Origin of the sequence: Alkalihalobacillus pseudalcaliphilus (assembly GCF_028610675.1) — a bacterium.
Lineage (GTDB): Bacteria > Bacillota > Bacilli > Bacillales > Bacillaceae_D > Alkalihalobacillus > Alkalihalobacillus pseudalcaliphilus.
Genome location: NZ_JAQQWS010000005.1, coordinates 260,636 through 281,426, shown reverse-complemented (window position 1 = coordinate 281,426; position 20,791 = coordinate 260,636). Strand labels below are relative to the sequence as shown.

Here is a 20,791-nt window from a genome sequence, read left to right as displayed (position 1 = left end):
ATGACTAGGTACTAAGAGTAGTATATAATTCTTAGGTAATCATTTCAATACTAAAATTTATTAATCCAGCTTTTCTCCATCAAAAACACCTTGTTCCATTAGGTATTCCCTTAACTTTTGAAAGGCATCATCTTGCCAAAAAACATCACTATTTATAAACTTTGACGCATCTGCCCGTGCTACTTCAAGCGCACGGTAATCGTGGACAACATCAGCCACCTTAAAATTAGGCAAGCCACTCTGTTTTTCACCAAAAAAATCACCTGGTCCACGTAATTCTAAGTCTTTCTCAGATAAAACAAAACCATCATTCGTTTCAGTCATGATACGCATTCGTTCTTTTCCTACTTCAGACTTAGGATCAGCTAATAAAATACAATACGATTGCTCTGAACCACGACCCACTCTCCCTCTTAATTGGTGAAGTTGCGACAGGCCAAACCGCTCGGCATCATAGATCACCATAACCGTTGCATTCGGGACGTTTACACCCACTTCTACAACCGTAGTAGAAACCAGTATTTGGACATCATTTTTACTAAACGCATTCATAACCTCTTCTTTTTCATCCGAATGCAAACGACCATGCATGAGGCCAACTTGATACTGACCCGTAAAAAACTGTTGAATCGTCATATGGACATCTAATGCATTTTGTAAATCAAGCTTTTCCGACTCTTCAATTAATGGACAGATGACATAGGCCTGTCTACCTGCCACTAGTTCTTTTTTTATAAAATCCATTACGCGCTCAAATGTATCTGGTTTCGTCCAATACGTTTCAATTTCTTTACGACCTGCTGGCAATTCATCAATAATTGACACATCCATATCTCCAAAAACAGAGATCGCTAACGTTCTCGGTATCGGTGTTGCCGTCATAAATAGAACGTCTGGATTCTCCCCTTTACTTCTTAAAGCACGTCTTTGCTCTACGCCAAAACGATGCTGCTCATCGGTGATAACTAAAGCTAAATTGTGATAAATAACCTCATCCTGAATGAGAGCGTGCGTACCCACAACAATATCAATATCTCCATTCTGTAACTGTTGTAGGAGCTCTTTCCGCTTTTTTCCTTTTACTTTTCCAGTTAAAAGACAAACCTTTATACCAAACGGTTCAAGTAGCTTTTGTAATGATTGTTCATGCTGTTCCGCTAAAATTTCTGTAGGAACCATCATGGCCGCTTGATAACCTGCCTGAACGATACCAAACATACAGATCGCAGCCACAACCGTTTTACCTGCGCCTACATCACCTTGTAATAATCGATTCATCCGATACGGAGATTGAATATCTGTCATAATTTCTTGCACAACTCTTTGTTGGGCATTCGTTAATGGAAATGGCAATTTTGCTTTAAATTGATCCATTTCTTTGATTGGCAATAAGGTCGCCTTTCCACCAGATTGCTCTCTTTGCCCTTTTCGAAAAGCTTGCATTTTTAATTGAAAAAGTAAAAATTCCTCATAAATCATTCGACGCCTTGCGTGTTTGAGCTGTTCCTTCGATTGGGGAAAATGAAGCTGATAAATGGCGTCCTGGCGGTTAGGAAGTTTATATTGTTCCAACAAATAGGACGGTAAATTTTCTTCCATTTGACTTAAAAATTGTGTACAAGCATTCTTAATATAACGCTTAATGGCCTTACTCGTTAGCTTACCAGCAGCTGAATATATCGGTTCCACTTTACCCGTACTAGAGCTTTGACCAAAATTAGCTTGACTTGCTGTAATCGTCATACGATGCTGGTCCCATTTTCCTGTTACGGTAACTTCTTCACCAAGCTTAAATTTACTTTTTAAATATGGCTGGTTAAAAAATGTCACAGTTATCAAAACTTGATTCACGAGTAGTCTGATAGTTAAGCGACTCTTTTTTTTGCTAAAAAAACGCATCGATGGCTCACTATGGACTACTCCTAAAACCGTAACACGTTCATCATGTTTGACATCGTGTAAATCACGTATATGATAGTCCTCATATCGGAATGGGAGGTACTCTAGCAAATCAAGGATAGTTTCCACTTTAATAGCTTGTAACTGCTCACAAGCTTCATCTCCTATGCCGTGTACTTCTTTTACCGATTGTTTGATCATATTACTCATTGATTAACGACAGCACTACCAAAAATCTTAGCCGCTAATGCTCGCCCTGTTGGTGTAGCAGCTAAACCACCTTCACCCGTTTCACGTAAAGTTTCTGGCATCGTTTGTCCGATTCGATACATGGCGTCAATCACTTCATCACAAGGAATTCGACTAGTAATTCCTGCCAAAGCCATATCAGCAGCAACAATTGCGTTAGAAGCACCCATCGCATTCCTTTTTACACAGGGAACTTCAACTAATCCTGCCACAGGATCACAAACTAGGCCTAACATATTTTTCAAAGCGATAGCCATGGCTTCTGCAGACTGTTTTGGGGTCCCTCCTGCTAATTCTACAAGTGCGGCAGCGGCCATCCCAGTAGCTGATCCTACCTCCGCTTGGCAGCCTCCAGCCGCTCCAGAAATCGATGCGTTATTAGCCACTACAAAACCAAATGCACCTGCAACAAATAAATAACGAATCATTTGCTCTTCCGTTGGGTTTAGTTTATTTTTCATACCAAATAAAACACCAGGAACAACACCCGCAGATCCAGCTGTAGGGGTCGCACAAATCGTTCCCATAGCCGCATTCACTTCATTTGTTGCAACCGCTTTACTAACGGCATCAAGTAATACTTCACTTGAGAGAAATTGACCTTGTTGGATATATCTTTGTAATAAAACCGCATCCCCACCAGTTAGTCCAGACACAGAGCGAACATCTTCAGATATCCCTCTTTCAACAGCCGCTTCCATCACTTGTAGATTTTTACGCATTTTATCATAAATATCTTCTCTTGATTTATCGGTTACATCCATTTCTTGTTCAATCATTATTTCTGATATTTGTTTATTCTCACGTTCTGCTTTTTCAATCAGTTCCGCAACATTTTTAAACATATTCATTCTCCCTTATTCATGAATTTTTGTTACATGTTCAATATGAGGTAGTTTGTTTAATTCATGTAAGACATCTGTATCGACGTTCTGATCCACTTCAATGACCATTAACGCCTCTTGTCCTTTCTCTTTACGGGAAACCTCCATATGTCCGATATTCATACTTTTTGCAGCTAGTACGTTAGCAACAGCTGCGATCACACCCGCTCGATCATTATGCACCACTAATATAGCAGGGTGATTACCAGAAAGCTTTAATTCAAAACCATTTAATTCAATGATTTCAATTTTTCCGCCTCCAATCGAAATACCGACAAGCTCAATTCTTTCCCCACCATGCTCTAAGACAACTTTAACGGTATTAGGGTGTTCCATTTTAGCTTCTTCTTCGATAAAGTGTATCTCCATGCCTTTTGCCTTTGCTAAGTCGATCGCTTTGGGAAGCCTCGGATCATCTGTTTCAAAATCTAGAATACCTGCCACAAGCGCGACATCTGTCCCGTGTCCTTTATAGGTTTTTTCAAAGGAACCAAATAAATGAAAACTTGCTTTTACTGGCTCTTTACCAAATAATGTTCTGGCAACTTTACCAATTCGGGCAGCCCCAGCTGTATGTGAACTGGATGGTCCAACCATAACCGGACCTATAATATCAAAAACTGTACGATATTTCATCGACATTACTCCTTTTATATGAAAGTGCTAACATAGAGCATTGCTCGCCGCTACCGAAAATCCTGCTCCGCGTCCTGCGGGGTGGCACTGAACTAACTAGCTTCGCCATGTCGGTTTTGACTGTTCGCTTACTAAAGACATTCATTTCAGCTCTGAAACAGTAGATATCTCGTCATGACAACCTCATCCGATAGTGTCTGACATAACTTGATAGCTTCGTTACTATATATTAAAAAAATGTTTATCCTTCATAGCCATTCTCTTTTATCTTAGCATGAATTAAAGGAAACGTTAACTATATTAGTCTTTTCCTCATGAAAAAAACTGCTTATTCACGAGGAATAAACAGCTTTTCGTTATTCGTTATCAATGCCCTACTTTATTCTACTGAAATAATGAATGAATAAAGTGGTTGGTCACCTTTATGGAGATCAATCTCTACCTCAGGGTAGCTTTCTTCAATATATTGATAAATAAGCTCAGATTCTTCATCTGTTGCATCTTCACCTTGAAGAATCGTCACGATTTCACTATCCTCATCGATCATTTGATCCATAAGTTTTTTCGTTACATCTAACTTATCTTCTCCACAACTAACGATTTTCTTATCAGAAATTCCCATAAAGTCGTCTTTTTTAATTTCAAGTCCATCCATAGACGTATCACGTACAGCGAATGTCACTTGGCCCGATTTAATCTCAGACATAGCCGACTCCATTAAACCAGCATTCTCTTCCAAACCTTGATTTGGGTTAAATGCTAGTAAGGCAGCTAAACCTTGTGGAACTGTTTTTGATTTCACAACCGAAACATTTTCTGTAGCAACTTCAGCAGCTTGGTCGGCTGCCATAATAATGTTGCTATTATTAGGTAAAATGATGATGTTCTTCGCATGAACTTCTTCAATTGCTTTTACAATATCTTCCGTACTTGGATTCATTGTTTGCCCGCCTTCAATGACGACGCCAGCCCCTAAGCCTTTAAATAACTTCCCTACGCCTTCGCCCATCGTTACAGCAATGATTCCAAATTCACTTTTTTCTTTTGGTGTCTGTTCTGAGGTCGTTGTTTCTTCATAAACAGCATGTCCTTCTTCTAAAAGACTTGTATGCTGCTCGCGCATGTTTTCGATCTTAATATGAATCATCTCGCCATAGACTTGAGCTCGCGATAAAACTTCACCAGGAGTTTCAGCATGGATATGTACCTTTAAAAGGTCTTCATCTGAAACAACTAATAACGAGTCACCGATTTCACTCAAGCTCTCACGAAAAGCATTTTCATTATATGGAGACTCTTTTAATTTTCCCTCTTCAAATCTAACCATTACTTCTGTACAGTAGCCATAAACAATATCTTCTGTCGACATATGACTTTGAGCATGATGCTCAACCTTAATTAATGTATCCATTGCATTCGATTCTTCAGCAAACTCGGCACTTACTTCGCCGCCGCGTAAAATCGCTAAAAACCCTTCATAGATATAAATTAATCCTTGGCCACCAGAATCAACAACCCCAACTTCTTTAAGAACAGGTAATAAATCTGGTGTACGCTTAAGCGAGGCTTTTCCTTCTTTGAGTAAATCCTCCATTACTTTTACGATATCAGATTGTTTCTTGGCTGATGAAACGGCTTGTTTGGCAGCATCCTTTGCGACAGTTAATATCGTTCCTTCAACGGGTTTCATAACAGCTTTATAAGCTGTCTCTACTCCACGTTCAAAAGCTTGAGCAAACTCTGTAGCATTGATTTCCTTTTTTCCCTCAACCGCTTTAGAAAACCCGCGGAATAATTGAGAGAGGATAACTCCTGAATTACCTCGAGCTCCCATTAATAAACCTTTAGCAAAAGCACTAGCAACCTTACCTACATCTTCACTTGTTTGCTGTTTCACTTCTTTAACACCAGAAGTAATCGACAGATTCATATTTGTTCCAGTATCACCATCTGGAACAGGGAAAACATTTAAAGAATCTACAACCTTTACATGGCGTGACAATTGGCCGGCCCCTTCAATGAACATTTGAGCCAGCTTTTGACCTTCAATCTGTTTTATTGACACTTACATTTCCTCCTTAACAGCACCTACGGATTCGTGACACGAACCCCTTGAACGAAAATATTCACGGAATCCACATCAAGACCTAACATTTGTTCTAATTGATATTTGACTTTTGTTTGAACATTATAAGCTACTTCTGAAATTTTTGTACCGTAACTTACAATGATATACATATCAATGTGAATTTCTTCTTCTACTTCACGAATCACGACACCTTTTCGGAAGTTCTCTTTACCTAATAATTCACTTAACCCATCTTTTATTTGTTTTTGAGAAGCCATTCCAACGATTCCGTAACAATCTACAGCCGCTCCACCTGCAATTGTCGCGACAACCTCAGTTGAAACATCTACAACACCTAAATGTGTTTTTAATTCGATAGACAATGTACATTCCTCCTTATGAGTCAACGACTTTTTGGGTTATAGCCATTTTACTATAATCTAGGTATTTTTAAAAGCGCTTTTGAAAGCGTACCATAAACAAGGTGTCAAGTCCATTTACTTGATCATATTTGGTGAATTCTATTGCATTCTCTTATGTGCTATGCTAATATATTCAAGTATGATTCGGATGAATTCGTATTGTATCAATAAGGAGGTGCTTTCCATGGCTCGTAAATGTTACATTACTGGAAAACAGGCTAAAAGCGGTAACAAACGTTCTCACGCTTTAAATAAAACAAAGCGCAGTTGGGGTGTAAACGTTCAAAAGGTTCGTATTTTAGTTGACGGCAAGCCTAAGCGTGTATACGTTTCTGCACGTGCTCTTAAATCAGGTAAAGTAGAACGCGTATAATTGAAAATGAACGAAACAAAAAAACACCGGGATTCGGTGTTTTTTTGTTACCCTTTTTTAAATGAGCTTAGAATGACCTTCACAAATCCACCTATAAATTTCGGTAGCTTGATAGTGTAGAATTTCATAAATCCTCCTCCTCAAACTGATATGACCAACGAATTTACTGCATATAATGACATGTGGGTCATCTATAACTTCCGTACGAAAAGCAAATTCTAGCTAGCCTTTAAGCTAGTTATATACTAGGGGCGTCTTGTATGACGCTCAGCTAAGCTAGATAAGCTCTTTCTTTACTAGTATATTCACCGCTTATAAACTATGCATACTTTTTTCTTAACTGTGAATGACCGATGATCCAAATTCACTTTTCTTTACAATCAAGCTTATGCCACATAATTATAAATATGACAGATCTACAAACAAAGAAAAGACATCATCACCAATTACTGGCGATGATACCTTTTGTGTAATAGTTAGTGCTAATACTCATAGGCGGACGTCTACTTGCTGCTACCGAAAATCATGCTCCACGTCCTATGGTGTGCTGATTGGCTACGCCCCTAGATCTCAGCTCTACCACTACGTCCCGAGGGAGTCTCCGCATGACTCGTCCACTATAACCGGTTCCTTCAGTACCTTTGAACCATTACATCGATTACATTAACGGGATGCTAGGATTTCTTGATATGATTCGTTCTTTTCGAATTCAGATTTTGCAAATGGGCAAAGTGGAATGATTTTTTTCCCTTCTTCTTTCATGCGTTCAACGACGGAAGCCACTAATTTGGCAGCTAGTCCTTCTCCACGCATTGAATTATCAACAAATGTATGGTCAATGATAATTTTATCAGCCCCTATTGGCACAAAGGTAATTTCACCAACGACTTCTCCATGATCATTCTTTACGACATGTCTTTTTTCTTCTTTTGTAATCGTAATCATTGTACATCCCTCTTTTCTACGTATTGCAAAGCACCGCTTGGACACTTTTTGATCGTTTCAATCACTTGATTTGCCTGTTCACGATCTGCACGTATCCAAGGCTTCCTTTTCACATCAAAAACTTCTGGTAAGCTTTGGACACAGTTACCTGAGTGTGTACAGATCTCTTTATTAAAATAAACATCTACATCCTCACCTTGATACCTTCTGTAATCACTCGCTATTAATTCTTCATGTTTAGTCATGTCACCGCCTCCATCCTAATTTAGTTACTTACTTTTATTCCCCTTTTAGACTCTTACTAAAACTTCACACGTCTTGCAGCCTGTTGGAGCGGATCCCACGTACCATTATAAGGCGGAGCATAGGCTAAATCTAAATGTTGCAACTCATCAATATGTATCCCACTGTAAAGGGCTACAGTCAGAACATCAATACGTTTATCAACCCCATTGCCTCCGGTTGTTTCAGCTGTTATGTATTCGATAAACTATGGATAATAAAAACCGATGACCTTTTACTAAAAAAATCATCGGTTTGTTTTTTTAAGTTGATGCTAAAGGCAATGTGCTGCTTTTTATTTGTTTCGAATGGCCTTTATGGCTTCACTTCGATTTGGTTGATTGTAGATAGCAGAGCCTGCTACGAGTACGTTGGCTCCTGCTTCCACACATAGTTTGGCGGTTTCTGCATTAACCCCACCGTCAACCTCAATTTCTACTTCTAATTCTTTTTCCGCTACAAGCTTTGCTACGGCTTCAATCTTAGGTAAAACAGAATGGATAAAAGATTGCCCACCAAATCCGGGATTTACAGTCATAAATAAGATTAAGTCAACATCGTCAAGAATGGGTTCAAGCACACTAACAGAAGTCGCTGGATTAATCACGACACCTGCTTTTACACCTTGCTCTTTGATTAAATGAACCGTTCGATGTAAATGTGGACAAGCTTCGACATGGACAGAAATAATGTCTGCTCCAGCTTTCACGAAATCACTAATGTACGCATCTGGGTTTTCAATCATTAAATGTACATCTAATGGCAGCTTCGTTAAAGGTCGAATTGCTTCCACAACGAGAGGTCCTATCGTAATATTTGGAACAAAATGTCCATCCATAACGTCGATATGAATATAATCCGCTCCACCCTTTTCTACATCGATAATTTCAGCACCTAACTTTGAAAAGTCAGCAGATAATATGGAAGGGGCAATCTTGATCATCGGTCATATCTCCTTTTTTGGGTCAGAATTTCTTCTAAAAACTGTTGATAATGCTCATACCTCGAGGCCGCAATCTCTCCTTGCTCAACCGCATCCTTTACCGCACATTTTGGCTCAGACGTATGTGTGCATCCTCGGAACTTACATTGAGCTAAACGTTCAAGCATTTCTGGAAAATACTCACTTAACTCTTCACCTTCCATTTGCGCAAAGTCTAAAGAACTAAACCCCGGCGTATCTGCAATCAGACCCTCACCAACTTGGATAAGTTCTACATGGCGTGTTGTATGTTTTCCTCGCCCTAAATGATTCGATATTTCATTCGTTTCAATTTTTAAGTCAGCATCTAATACATTTAACAAAGATGATTTCCCTACACCAGATTGTCCAGCAATGACTGATATTTGATCTTTAATAAATGGTAGTAGTTGCTGTGCGGAAGTTTCATCAAGTGTTGTCGTTAACAAGACCGTATAACCGATTTTTTCATACACGCTCTGATACTGTTTGATTGTTTCTACCAGTGTTTCATCGACCAAATCCATCTTGCTTATAATAATAAGTGGTTCAATCCGATTAGATTCAATATGCACTAAAAAACGGTCTAGTAACGCTGCACTGAAACCTGGTTCTTGTGCCGAAAAAACGAGCAATGCTTGGTCTACATTAGCAATCGGTGGGCGAATTAGTTCATTTTTACGCCGAGCGACATCTAGAATATATCCATCCGTACGATTGGCGGCCTCAAATTCAACAGTATCACCAACAAGTGGCTTAATGCCACGGTTACGGAAGTTCCCACGACCGCGACATTGGTACAGTTCATCTCCAGCTTGAACATAATAAAACCCACTTAAAGCTTTCATAATCTTTCCGGTTGCCATGTATACCCTCCAACATTTTGTTATTGATTATATTTCACTACTTCAGATAAATCTTCATTTAATTCGCCATTCACGAACGTTTGAACGATACCGTCCTGTTCTTCACTAACAAGCAAATGAATAATGAATTCTTTCGTTTCCGTTATTTGTTCGTCAACGACAACTCTTTCTTCACCATTTGATTGTACATCCGTGACAACAATACGAATATCAAAAGCCGTACCTGCTAGGTCAGATGGAATTTCCGGCGTTATCCGGACACGTCGCTCTTCTGTCCCCACATCTGCATCCTCTTCTGGTGGCTCTTCCTCATCAGGCTCTGGCTCTTCAACCGGCTCAGGTCCCTTTGAAAGAATGACCCTGACCGTATCTCCAGGTAACAAATTGGAGTATGCATCAGGTGAATAGCTAATAACATGGTCTTCTTCAATCGACACATGGAAATCTTCACGGAAATCCGCCTCAAGACCTTGCTCATCAAAATACTCTTCTACTTCACTGCGACTCATGCCATCCAATGGTTGTAGTCGAAAACGAGAATCGACACTGTACTTTAATTCAATTTCGGTTTCACCTGGTACAACAAGCTCCCCTCTAGAAGGTGTTTGTTCCAAGACGATACCCGGTGTCTGTGTACTTTCCACTTCTTCCGTTTTGACCGCGAAACCTAAATCTTCTAAAATTCTCGTTGCTCTTTCAATCGGTTCACCAATGACACTAGGAATTTCAACTTCTTCATCTGCTAGTAAAACATATAAATGAACAGTTGCTCCCTCTTTAACTACCGAACCAGCAGAAGGCCTTTGTCTGACAACCTGTTCACCTTCAAATTCATCTTCTTCATTAACTTGATTACTCGTAACCTCATGTAACTCAAACACTAAATCAATCCCTAAATCAATCAATTCCTCTTCAGCTTCCTCAACCGTCATGTGAGTAAAATCAGGCACTTCAACCTCATCAACCTTAAATAAACCCGGCATAAAAGCAAAAGTGGCAATCCCAGCGAATAACAATACAATTAAGGCAATGCCAATTCCTATTAACCATCTTTTCGCTTTGGATTTCTTTTTCTTTGGCTTTTTCTCCTTTTTCTTATCAGCTGGTTCCTTTGATTCAGTTTCTTGCTCAGACTTCACCTGAGCCATTTCTGTCTTTGAAGGGGTTGCTTCAATTGTTTTACTTAAGTCAGGCTGGTTTGATAATGATTTAATAATTGGAATCGCTTTTGTGACTTCATGATCGTGATCATGTAAGACAAAAGGCTCTTCATTCACTCGTCCAGGATCCATCGCTGTTTCTAAATCGTATCTCATCGAACGAATCGATTCATAACGATGAAGCGGGTCCTTAACTGTTGCTTTTCGTATTATATTCTCAATACTTTGCGGTAAGCTCGGAATCATCGCTTTTGCTGAAGGAATATCATTTTGCAAATGCTTAATAGCAATAGATACAGCCGTATCACCTGAAAAAGGCAAATTACCTGTTAGCATTTCAAAAAAGACAATACCTAATGAATATAAGTCCGATTTGTAGGTAACATGTCCACCTCTAGCTTGCTCTGGCGATAAATAATGAACAGACCCCATCACCGAATTCGTATGAGTAATCGTTGCTGTACTCATCGCTCTTGCAATACCAAAATCGGCAACCTTTGCCACACCATCGTCACGAATTAAAATATTATGTGGCTTAATGTCACGATGAACAATATGATTATCATGAGCATGAGAAATTGCACTGAGAATTTGATCCATAATCTCAATAGCTTGGTGTAAAGGTAGTGGGCCAACATCTTCAATAAGTTCTTTCAATGTTTGCCCTTTCACATACTCCATGACAATATAGTACGTATCACCATCTTCACCGACATCATAAATATTCACCACATTATCATGGGCTAAACTCGTTGCGGCTTGAGCCTCTCGCCTGAACCTTTTAATAAATTGATTATCGCTAGAAAAGTGGGGTTGCAATACTTTCACTGCTACCATACGGTCTAGAATGACATCGAGCGCCAAATAAACATGGGCCATTCCACCGCCACCAATAACTTCTTTTACTTCATAGCGACCATTAATTCTTTGTCCAATCATTGTTCCATTTCACTTTCTTGTTCATGATAAGCTGGATATTTGACTAATGCTACGGTGATATTGTCCTCTCCGCCGCGCTCATTGGCTAAGTTCACAAGAGCATTCGCCTTTTCCTCTAGCGTTCCTTCTGCTTTTATTACTTGTTCAAAATCACTCAACCCTACTTTGTCTGATAGCCCATCTGAACAAAGCAGAACGAGTTCATTCCCTTCAACAAAGAACGTTTGTACATCAGGTAATATCTCTCTTTCTGTCCCGAGTGCACGAAGTACCACATTTCTACGCGGGTGATTCTCTGCTTCTTCTACAGTAATTTGACCTGATTTGACCAACTCCTGTACAAGGGAATGATCACTCGTTTTAGCTAAAAAACCAAAATCATTTTTTAAATAAATACGACTGTCACCAATATGGCCAATCGTTATGTACTCCTTTGTACAAATAGCTAGAACAAGCGTCGTACCCATTCCGTGACACTCCGAGTTGGATTCTGCATGTTTATAAAGCTGGCCATTGACCACTTGCACTTGCTCATTCAACCACTTTTCCGCTTCTTTTGCACTGGCTAGAGTAGGATTCTTTGACCAAGCTTCATCAAAGAAATCCTTCGTCATTAAACTAGCAACGTCTCCTGCTAAATGTCCTCCCATACCATCAGCTACGACGGCAAGAATACCTGTTTCGTTCGTGAAAATCCCACCATTATCCTCATTGTGTGACCGAATTTGTCCGGTATCTGTTTGAAATGCATAAGACAATTCCATACGTAACACAATCCCCTTTCTTCTCTTCCTACGTAACTCCCCTACTGCTTCATTAAGCAAGCAATGTAAAAGCCGTCTGTCTCGAAATCTTGCGGCAAAATCGTGACACTTCCTTCTGCAAAGCCTTTCACGTTACTAACCTGATGAGGTAATCGCTCTGAAAGTGACTTGTCCCATTGAAACTCTGGATGTGTTTGTAAGAATTGTTCAACAATGGCTTCATTCTCTTCTTTATCAATCGTACATGTACTATAAACTAATCGTCCACCTTTTTTTAATAATGGTGCGACCGCCTCTAAGAGGCTTTTTTGAAGAGCAGCAATATCCTTAATATCGGATTCTTGCTTTAACCATTTAATATCTGGCTTTCTTCTAATAACCCCCAACCCACTACAAGGTGCATCTAATAAAATTTTATCAAATGATTCATGCTCAGTTTCTGAACTAAATGTACGAACATCGCCTGATTTTGCCTCAATCATGGTTAGGCCTAATCTTTTTGCTTGATCTTGTATGAGCTTTACTTTGTGCTCATGCAGATCAATTGACACCAACATTCCTTGATTATTCATTTGTTCGGCAAGGTGGGTCGATTTCCCTCCAGGTGCCGCACAACTATCTAGAACTTTTTCATTTGGAAGAGGACCGAGTGCACGAGCTACAAGCATAGAGCTTTCATCCTGAGCCGTGAACAACCCTTGCTCAAAAGCTTTCGTTGTAAAGGGATTACCTTCTTTAATCACTAATGCGTCCGGTGACAATGTCCCATTTACCGCCTTGACACCTTCTTGCTCTAATAACGTAATCAATTCAATTGGTGTTGTTATTAATTGATTGACACGAATCGTTATTACCGGTGGCTTTAAGCTTGTGACCATCATTTCAATAGTTGCCTGTTCACCGTATACTTCTAACCAGCGGCGAACCATCCATTTTGGAAAACTATATTCAAATGCAAGTCGTTTCGTTTGGTTCTTAAGTGAATCAAATGTTGGAACACCATCCCGTTGTATGGAACGTAACACACCATTAACGAGTGATCCTGTGCCTTCGTGACCTCTTTTTTTCGCAATCGTTACAGCCTCATGAATAATAGCCCGATCAGGGATACGTTCTAAGTATACGAATTGATATAACGACATTTTTAATAAGGTTGTGACCCAGGGCTCTAACGATTCAAGCCCTTTTTTGACAAAAGGTGTTAAGAAAAACGTCAAAGAAAGCTTTCTTTGAATGGTCCCGTATACAAGCTCCGTTAATAAACCAATGTCCTTCTTATCCACGTGCCCATTCTTAATCGTTTGATTTAGCAATAAATTGCTATAGGCCTTTTTGTCTTCTACTTGCATCAAAATATTTAAGGCAACTTCTCTAACATCTTTTTTCATTCTTTATCTCCCAGTTTCTCGCCGAGTTCGATAGTCGTTCCTCGTAAAAATGTATCTGCGGTCATTCTTTTCTTACCTGCTGGTTGTATATCTTCCATTTTTAAAGCTGTTTTATTACCAGTAGCAACAATAAAGCCATCTTCTTCCATTTCAATAATCTCACCTGGTGTAGCTTGCTTATTTGTTGTTACTTTACTTGCCCACCATACTTTTATAGGCTTTCCACGAAAGCTTGTATAGGCAACCGGCCAAGGGTGTAAGCCACGGATTTGGTTATACAGCTCTTCACCTGTACGTGACCAATTTAACTCTTCCATCTCTCTTGAAATATTCCGGGCAAAGGTCGCCTCTTGATCATTTTGACGTTTAGCTACCAATGAACCATCTACTAATTGCGGAATCGTTTCCATCAATAAGGATGCTCCGGCTTGACTTAGCTTGTCATGGACCGTTCCTACATGATCCTCTTCTTCTATTGGAACACGCACCTGTGTCAAAATATCGCCAGCATCTAGTTTCTCAACCATATACATAATCGTGACACCCGTCTCGCTTTCCCCATCAATAATCGACTGGTGTATCGGTGCTCCTCCACGATATTTTGGTAATAAGGAAGCATGAACGTTCACACATCCAAGTCGAGGAAAATCTAACAATGCTTTTGGTAAAATCTGACCGTAAGCAGCTGTCACAATGAGATCAGGCTCATACTCAAAAATAAGCTCTAATTCTTCTTTAACTCGCACTTTTTCTGGTTGCAGGACAGGGATGTTTAACTCTGTTGCTGCTACCTTTACCGGCGGCGGTGTTAATACTTTCTTTCTACCAACTGGACGGTCAGGTTGAGTGACAACAGCTACAACCTCATATACTTCTGCTAATTGCTTTAAAACGGGTACTGAAAAATCAGGTGTCCCCATAAAAACGATTTTCATCTTTTCACTGCCTTTCAATGACATTACATAAATATAAACGGGTTTAAATCCATGTGAATTTGTAAATTCCCCTGATTTGTTTCTTTTAAATAGTGATCTTGAATATTTCTTAATGTCTCTATTAACCGAGGTTCATTTCTGTATTTTATCATGCATTGATAGCGATATCTATCTTTTAGCCGAGCGAGAGGTGATGCAACAGGGCCTAGTACAATCGTAGATGGCTGTAAGTCTCGCTTTAAAACTTGAACAATTTTTTCACTGACTGAGATTACTTTCGTTAACTCCTGATCAGATATATTAATAAGAGCCATATAATAATAAGGAGGATAACCCGCCAGTCTTCGATTATTCATCTCTTTACGGTAAAACTCATGATAGTCATGTGCTTGTACAAGCTGAATACTATAGTGCTCAGGTGTATATGTTTGAATAAATACCTCGCCAGGTAATGTATGCCTACCCGCTCTTCCACTTACTTGTTCCATTAATTGAAAGGTGCGTTCCGCTGCACGAAAATCTGGAATATGCAACATCGAATCTGCCGCTAATACGCCCACTAATGTAATTGAAGGAAAGTCTAACCCCTTTGCAATCATTTGCGTGCCAAGTAAAATATCTGCTTCTCCTCGTTCAAAGGATTCTAGCAATCGTTCGTGTGAGCCTTTACGTGATGTCGTATCAACATCCATACGGATGACCCGTGCTTGTGGCAGTAGCTTCGTTAACTCTTCTTCTACTTTTTGAGTCCCTGAACCAAAAAAACGAATATGCTCACTTTGACACGAATCACACGTTTTTGGCATCTGCCGTTCATCACCACAATAGTGACATTTGAGTTTATGCTGATGACGGTGATAAGTAAACGAGACATCACAATGTGTACACGTAGCCACATAGCCACAGTCCCGGCACATGATAAATGTTGAATGTCCCCGCCGATTTAGGAAAAGGACAATTTGTTCCTGTTTTTCTAACTTCTCTTTCATTTTCTCCATTAAAACTTCTGAGAACATGGAGCGGTTTCCGTTACGCAGCTCTTCTCTCATATCAACAATCTCGACAGTAGGCATGTCACGGTTATTTACACGTTCCAATAATTCTAACAGCGTATAGACTTCTTTTTTGGCACGAGCATAGGACTCTAATGACGGTGTTGCACTACCTAATATCACAGGACATTGATGATACTCCCCTCGATAAATCGCTACATCCCTTGCATGGTAGCGTGGATTATCCTCTTGTTTATACGTCGTTTCATGCTCTTCATCAATAATAATCATCCCTAAATGCTGGAATGGGGCAAAAATCGCCGAACGTGCTCCTACAACCACTTTTACTTCTTGTCTTTGAATTTTCCGCCATTCATCTAACTTCTCGCCTGCCGACAAACCAGAATGAAGAACAGCAACTAGATCACCAAATCTCCCTTTAAAACGTTTGACCATCTGTGGCGTGAGTGAGATCTCTGGCACAAGCATAATCGCTTCCTTGCCTTGCTCAACTACTTGAGCAATCGCTTGAAGATATACCTCTGTTTTGCCACTGCCTGTCACACCATGTAATAAAAAAGTTTCATGCTTTCTATGTTCGATTTTTTCCGCAATCGGAGCTAAAACCGCTTTTTGCTTTGCCGTTAATGCGAATGCATGCTCCTGCTCAATAGTAAGGTCTTTCATCGCCTCACGATATACCTTTTGCTCAAACTCTCTTATAAAACCTTTCTCAAGTAACGGCTGCAAAGTCTGGCGGGTTGTTTTCAAATCTTGAAGAACTTGATTGGTCGCTTTCGGTTGTTTTTGATGTACTAAATGATGAAGAATTTGTAGCTGTTTTTTCGCTCTCCCCGATAAGTCAGCTTCCATTGCTTCAAGTGTATACGGCTCATTGAGTGTAAGCATTCGTATGTATTTTTGCTTTGCCTTTTCAATTACTTTATATTTTTCAATTAGCTCACCAGATAGTAACAAAGCTTGTAATTCGATTTTTTCTTGTTTATTTAACTCTTTCATCACTTCAGTTGAAATAGAACTTTTCTGACCAAATAATGCTTGAACAAAAAGGGGTAAGTCTTGTTTATTTGTTGCTAGCACCCACTCTTTTTTCACTTTTGATTTTAATGCCGCTGGCAGCATCACTTGAAAAGCTGAGATTTGATAACTTAAAGTTTCAGCAGCAAGCCACTTTCCTACATCGATTAACTCACTTGTTAAGACAGGTTCCATATCTTGGAGCTCGAGCACTTTTTTTAATTGCTTGAATTCAGATTCATTCGTTAGTTCAACAATGAACCCTTGGATTTTTCTTGGACCAAATGGAACGATGACTCGCATTCCTGGCTTTATATAGGCTTGCCATTCAGCTGGAACAAGATAATCGAATAATCGGTCGGTCTGAGCACTCGGTACATCAACAGAAACCTTAGCAATCATTATGATTGGTTCCTTTTCATATATGCTTCAATTTCAGTTAATATCTTGTCTGCCACTTCTACTTTTTGTGCTTGAGGAACTTCAAAACGATGTCCGTCTTTCGTAAAAATAACCACTTCATTCGTATCGCCTTTAAAACCAGCACCCTCTTGACTAATATCATTGGCAACAATTACATCTAAATGCTTTCTTTCTAATTTACCTAGAGCATTCTCTTCTACATTATTGGTTTCTGCCGCAAAACCTATAAGAACTTGGTCTTGCTTCAATGCTCCTAGCTTTGCCAATATGTCTTGTGTTCGTTCTAATTGTAAAGACCAGTCCCCAGGTTGTTTTTTTCGCTTTTGTTCAAACGTCTCTGCTGGTCGATAATCCGCAACAGCCGCTGATTTAATCATAATATCTGTTTGTTCGAACCGTTCAATCACTTCTTGATACATATCTTGTGCAGAAAGAACTTGAACGACTTTCACACCTAGTGGAGGTTCTATATTTGTTGGCCCCGTTATTAAGGTGACATCTGCACCACGTAAATAAGCAATTTTCGCCAGCGCATAACCCATTTTCCCCGAAGAGTGATTGGTAAAATATCGAACTGGGTCAATTTTTTCTTGAGTAGGTCCTGCCGTTATTAAAACGCTCTTCCCAGCTAAATGACTCCCTTTATTATCTGAACGAATAAAGGCTTGCTCTAAGTATTCAACGATTTCCTCTGGCTCAGCTAAACGCCCTTTTCCGATCCAACCGCAGGCTAAATAACCCGCATTTGCATCAATGAATTGAATACCATCCTCCATGAGCTGTTGCATATTCCTTTGGACAGCAGGTTGATTGTACATATTCACATTCATAGCAGGTGCCATATAAATAGGGGCCTTTGTGGCTAGTAATGTCGTTGTGAGCATATCATCTGCTAAACCATTTGCTAGTTTCCCGATTATATTGGCGGTAGCTGGAGCAATAATAAACGCATCCGCCCAATCCGCTAATTCAATATGAGCAATTTTTGTCGGATCTGGCTCTATAAATGTATTCGTATACACAGGCTCTCTTGATAAAGCCTGAAACGTTAACGGTGTTACAAACTCTGTTGCTGATTCGGTCATAATTACTTTGACATGTGCTCCAGCCTGCACCAATTTACTCGTTAAAGCTGCAGCCTTAAACGCCGCAATACCACCCGTGACACCGATAACAATCTTTTTATCTTTTAACATAATGTTCACCTCATCCATAACCAATCTTTATCATAATAGATAAGAAAACAACCTACTCTTTTGTTAAGTAGGTTGCCTTCACATTATTCGTCTTCCTTGATTTCCATTCTTTCAAAGCGGAGCTGTTCACCCACAATTTCTTCTAAAGCAAGACCTACCGGCTTATATGAATGTGGTTTTGTTACAAGCGGACCTCTTGATGTATCCTCTTTCATCTCACGAGCACGTTTTGCTGATACTGTTACTAGTGTATATTTTGAATCTAATTTATCCATTAATGAATCAATAGAAGGATATAACATATTATTGAACCTCCACAAGTTGAGTATATTTTTCGATTAATCTTTCACGTTTACAATGTTCTGCCGTTACAATCGCTTTAATTCGTTCTACAGCTAAATGAACCTCATCATTTTCTACGACATAATCATAACGCTTCATCATATCAATTTCTTCTTTAGCGACTGTCATTCTTTTGTTAATAATTTCCTCTGTTTCCGTTCCTCTACCAACGATCCGGCTGCGTAATTCAGCTAAGCTTGGTGGCATTAAGAAAATGAACACACCTTCTGGAAAGCGCTCTCGAACCTTTAGAGCTCCTTGAACTTCAATTTCAAGGATAATATCTTGACCTTTATTAATTGTTTCACGTACATAATCTACGGGCGTACCATAATAATTCCCCACATATTCCGCCCACTCTAGTAGTTGGTCATTTTTTATCATTTCTTCAAAATGTTCTTTTTCCTTAAAGAAATAATTGACTCCATCGACCTCCCCTTGTCGAGGCTTTCTTGTTGTCGCAGAAACAGAATATTGAATATCTGTATCTTGTTGTCTTAAAGCCCCACATACCGTTCCTTTACCTACGCCGGCAGGGCCAGATAAAACAATTAATAATCCTTTTTCTTTATCCATTGAAACCTCCTACTATTTTAAGAAAGAAAAAGTAAAGCAAACAAGCCTACGCTTCCTCTGCTCCTTCTTCTTTTGTTGATAAACGTTGTGCAACTGTTTCTGGTTGAACCGCACTTAAAATAACATGGTCGCTATCAGCAATAATGACAGCACGTGTGCGTCGTCCGTAAGTTGCATCAATTAACATATTCCGGTCACGAGCATCTTGTATGATTCGTTTGATAGGTGCTGATTCAGGACTGACAATTGAAATGATCCGATTGGCTGATACGATGTTTCCGAATCCGATGTTTATTAGTTTAATATTCATGCCCGATTCCTCCACTTTAGAAGAGCCTTCTACTCTTTTCATTTTTATCCAAACTAATGTTACTATATACGAAAATCCGTTCGATTTCTAGCTTTATTCTACATTTTGTACTTGTTCTTTCAATTTCTCCATTAAACTTTTTTGTAAAACAACCTGTTGCTTCACTTGTAAATCGATCGCTTTTGACCCTATTGTATTAGCTTCACGATTCATTTCCTGAACGAGAAAATCAAGCTTTCTCCCGATCGGCTGGTCTTCAAGCAAAATCGCCTTAAACTGTTCCCAATGCGATTGGAGACGCGAAAGCTCTTCACTAATATCTGATTTATCCAAGATTAAGCCTAGCTCCGTGACCATTCTTCCTTCATCTAATTGAGCTTCCAAAACTATATCTTTTAAGCGCTGAAAAAGCTTTTCCTCTTGAACCTTGTTAACTTCTGGTACGAGAGCTTTTAGCAACGTGACTGAATGATTTAGTTCCGTTAATAATTCGTTAAAATGGGTGTTAATTGAACTACCTTCTCTTTCACGCATGACATTTACTTCTGTACACGCTTTTTGAATCGCCTCTACGATCCGTTTATCTAATCCCGAAACATCACTTTCTTCTTCCACCCATTCAGTCAAATGCTCATGTTGTAGAACATGTTCCATACTGAGTGTTTCATTGGATGATAAAAATTCACGAATCTGTTCAGCCTTGTCCTTATATTGCTGTAACAAATGCCAATTCACCTTAAAATGTTTAGAAACAAGTGACTCACCATCGACCTTAACAAATACATCTACTTTCCCGCGATGAATGACTGATTTCACCTCTTTACGAATCACATCCTCAAGAAATAAAAAGCGGCGTGGCAATCTTATATTGCTACATTCAAAAAAACGATGATTAACTGTTCGTATTTCAACTTGAATTGTGCATTGTTCATTTGACACGGTTGCTTGTCCATAACCAGTCATACTTTTCACCATATGTATCACATCCACTCCTCTATTTTACCTAATTTTACTTTGGTCAACAAGTATCGTTTCATATGAACAAATCTGTTCCTCTTACAAGCGTACCGGCAAAAATACGTCAAAAAACTGCCCACATTCAACATGGGCAGTTTTGGTCGGTCCTTCTTTTAATGGTTTCAG

The 20,791-nt window shown here is 39.4% G+C and carries 21 protein-coding genes; 1 reads left to right on the top strand and 20 read right to left on the bottom strand.

All coding sequences use genetic code 11. The annotated features are described in order from the left end of the window. Positions 1 to 60: 60 nt before the first annotated feature. The 5 genes from recG to PQ479_RS13185 all read right to left on the bottom strand — a co-directional run bounded on the left by recG (position 61) and on the right by PQ479_RS13185 (position 6,119). Positions 61 to 2,109, bottom strand: coding sequence for an ATP-dependent DNA helicase RecG (gene recG, locus PQ479_RS13205; RefSeq protein WP_047987831.1), 2,049 nt, complete (start codon positions 2,107 to 2,109; stop codon positions 61 to 63). Continuing rightward, complete coding sequence (gene sdaAA, locus PQ479_RS13200; protein WP_047987830.1) at positions 2,106 to 2,993, bottom strand: L-serine ammonia-lyase, iron-sulfur-dependent, subunit alpha; 888 nt, start codon at positions 2,991 to 2,993, stop codon at positions 2,106 to 2,108. Before sdaAA ends, recG begins: the two co-directional genes overlap by 4 nt. A gap of 12 nt (positions 2,994 to 3,005) precedes the next feature. After that, positions 3,006 to 3,668 carry an L-serine ammonia-lyase, iron-sulfur-dependent subunit beta gene (sdaAB, locus tag PQ479_RS13195; protein WP_047987829.1) on the bottom strand — a complete coding sequence of 221 codons (663 nt, stop codon included), beginning with the start codon at positions 3,666 to 3,668 and terminating at the stop codon, positions 3,006 to 3,008. A gap of 379 nt (positions 3,669 to 4,047) precedes the next feature. Further along, entirely contained in the window at positions 4,048 to 5,733 is a 1,686-nt protein-coding gene (locus PQ479_RS13190; RefSeq protein WP_047987828.1) for a DAK2 domain-containing protein, read from the bottom strand. A gap of 23 nt (positions 5,734 to 5,756) precedes the next feature. Continuing rightward, positions 5,757 to 6,119 carry an Asp23/Gls24 family envelope stress response protein gene (locus tag PQ479_RS13185; RefSeq protein ID WP_047987827.1) on the bottom strand — a complete coding sequence of 121 codons (363 nt, stop codon included), beginning with the start codon at positions 6,117 to 6,119 and terminating at the stop codon, positions 5,757 to 5,759. Positions 6,120 to 6,342: 223 nt separating this feature from the next. On the opposite strand from PQ479_RS13185, the gene rpmB reads away from it, so the two are divergent. Then, on the top strand, positions 6,343 to 6,531 hold the full coding sequence (rpmB, locus tag PQ479_RS13180; RefSeq protein ID WP_047987826.1) for a 50S ribosomal protein L28: 189 nt from the start codon (positions 6,343 to 6,345) through the stop codon (positions 6,529 to 6,531). Positions 6,532 to 6,578: 47 nt separating this feature from the next. Here rpmB and spoVM read toward each other — a convergent pair whose 3' ends face one another. The 15 genes from spoVM to PQ479_RS13100 form a co-directional block, all read right to left on the bottom strand. Then, positions 6,579 to 6,659, bottom strand: a complete 81-nt coding sequence (spoVM, locus tag PQ479_RS13175; RefSeq protein WP_045486487.1) for a stage V sporulation protein SpoVM — start codon at positions 6,657 to 6,659, stop codon at positions 6,579 to 6,581. Positions 6,660 to 7,194: 535 nt separating this feature from the next. Next, positions 7,195 to 7,476, bottom strand: coding sequence for a GNAT family N-acetyltransferase (locus tag PQ479_RS13170; protein ID WP_047987825.1), 282 nt, complete (start codon positions 7,474 to 7,476; stop codon positions 7,195 to 7,197). Beyond that, complete coding sequence (locus PQ479_RS13165) at positions 7,473 to 7,721, bottom strand: (4Fe-4S)-binding protein (protein ID WP_047987824.1); 249 nt, start codon at positions 7,719 to 7,721, stop codon at positions 7,473 to 7,475. Before PQ479_RS13165 ends, PQ479_RS13170 begins: the two co-directional genes overlap by 4 nt. A gap of 332 nt (positions 7,722 to 8,053) precedes the next feature. Further along, positions 8,054 to 8,701: a ribulose-phosphate 3-epimerase gene (rpe, locus tag PQ479_RS13155; protein ID WP_047987823.1), complete on the bottom strand. Its 648-nt coding sequence runs from the start codon at positions 8,699 to 8,701 to the stop codon at positions 8,054 to 8,056. Continuing rightward, positions 8,698 to 9,585: a ribosome small subunit-dependent GTPase A gene (gene rsgA, locus PQ479_RS13150; RefSeq protein WP_047987822.1), complete on the bottom strand. Its 888-nt coding sequence runs from the start codon at positions 9,583 to 9,585 to the stop codon at positions 8,698 to 8,700. Before rsgA ends, rpe begins: the two co-directional genes overlap by 4 nt. Positions 9,586 to 9,605: 20 nt before the next feature. Next, the gene (gene pknB / locus PQ479_RS13145; RefSeq protein ID WP_047987821.1) at positions 9,606 to 11,684 is read right to left on the bottom strand and encodes a Stk1 family PASTA domain-containing Ser/Thr kinase; all 2,079 of its coding nucleotides are present in this window, start codon (positions 11,682 to 11,684) and stop codon (positions 9,606 to 9,608) included. Then, positions 11,681 to 12,442, bottom strand: a complete 762-nt coding sequence (locus tag PQ479_RS13140; protein ID WP_273717028.1) for a Stp1/IreP family PP2C-type Ser/Thr phosphatase — start codon at positions 12,440 to 12,442, stop codon at positions 11,681 to 11,683. Before PQ479_RS13140 ends, pknB begins: the two co-directional genes overlap by 4 nt. 47 nt (positions 12,443 to 12,489) lie before the next feature. Beyond that, positions 12,490 to 13,836 carry a 16S rRNA (cytosine(967)-C(5))-methyltransferase RsmB gene (gene rsmB, locus PQ479_RS13135; RefSeq protein WP_047987819.1) on the bottom strand — a complete coding sequence of 449 codons (1,347 nt, stop codon included), beginning with the start codon at positions 13,834 to 13,836 and terminating at the stop codon, positions 12,490 to 12,492. Continuing rightward, positions 13,833 to 14,771, bottom strand: coding sequence for a methionyl-tRNA formyltransferase (gene fmt / locus PQ479_RS13130; RefSeq protein WP_047987818.1), 939 nt, complete (start codon positions 14,769 to 14,771; stop codon positions 13,833 to 13,835). Before fmt ends, rsmB begins: the two co-directional genes overlap by 4 nt. A gap of 23 nt (positions 14,772 to 14,794) precedes the next feature. Then, a complete protein-coding gene (gene priA, locus PQ479_RS13125) occupies positions 14,795 to 17,203 on the bottom strand; it encodes a primosomal protein N' (RefSeq protein WP_273717026.1) in 2,409 nt (802 codons plus the stop codon). Continuing rightward, positions 17,203 to 18,420 (bottom strand): bifunctional phosphopantothenoylcysteine decarboxylase/phosphopantothenate--cysteine ligase CoaBC, encoded by a 1,218-nt coding sequence (coaBC, locus tag PQ479_RS13120; protein ID WP_047987816.1) that lies wholly within the window; start codon positions 18,418 to 18,420, stop codon positions 17,203 to 17,205. The genes priA and coaBC overlap by 1 nt, the downstream gene beginning before the upstream one ends. Positions 18,421 to 18,503: 83 nt before the next feature. Beyond that, the gene (gene rpoZ / locus PQ479_RS13115) at positions 18,504 to 18,722 is read right to left on the bottom strand and encodes a DNA-directed RNA polymerase subunit omega (RefSeq protein WP_047987815.1); all 219 of its coding nucleotides are present in this window, start codon (positions 18,720 to 18,722) and stop codon (positions 18,504 to 18,506) included. Position 18,723: 1 nt separating this feature from the next. Beyond that, positions 18,724 to 19,338 (bottom strand): guanylate kinase, encoded by a 615-nt coding sequence (gmk, locus tag PQ479_RS13110; protein ID WP_047987814.1) that lies wholly within the window; start codon positions 19,336 to 19,338, stop codon positions 18,724 to 18,726. A 46-nt stretch (positions 19,339 to 19,384) separates the two neighbouring features. Further along, positions 19,385 to 19,648, bottom strand: a complete 264-nt coding sequence (gene remA / locus PQ479_RS13105; protein WP_047987813.1) for an extracellular matrix/biofilm regulator RemA — start codon at positions 19,646 to 19,648, stop codon at positions 19,385 to 19,387. Between the two features lie 93 nt (positions 19,649 to 19,741). Continuing rightward, a complete protein-coding gene (locus tag PQ479_RS13100; RefSeq protein ID WP_047987812.1) occupies positions 19,742 to 20,623 on the bottom strand; it encodes a YicC/YloC family endoribonuclease in 882 nt (293 codons plus the stop codon). Positions 20,624 to 20,791 lie beyond the last annotated feature (168 nt).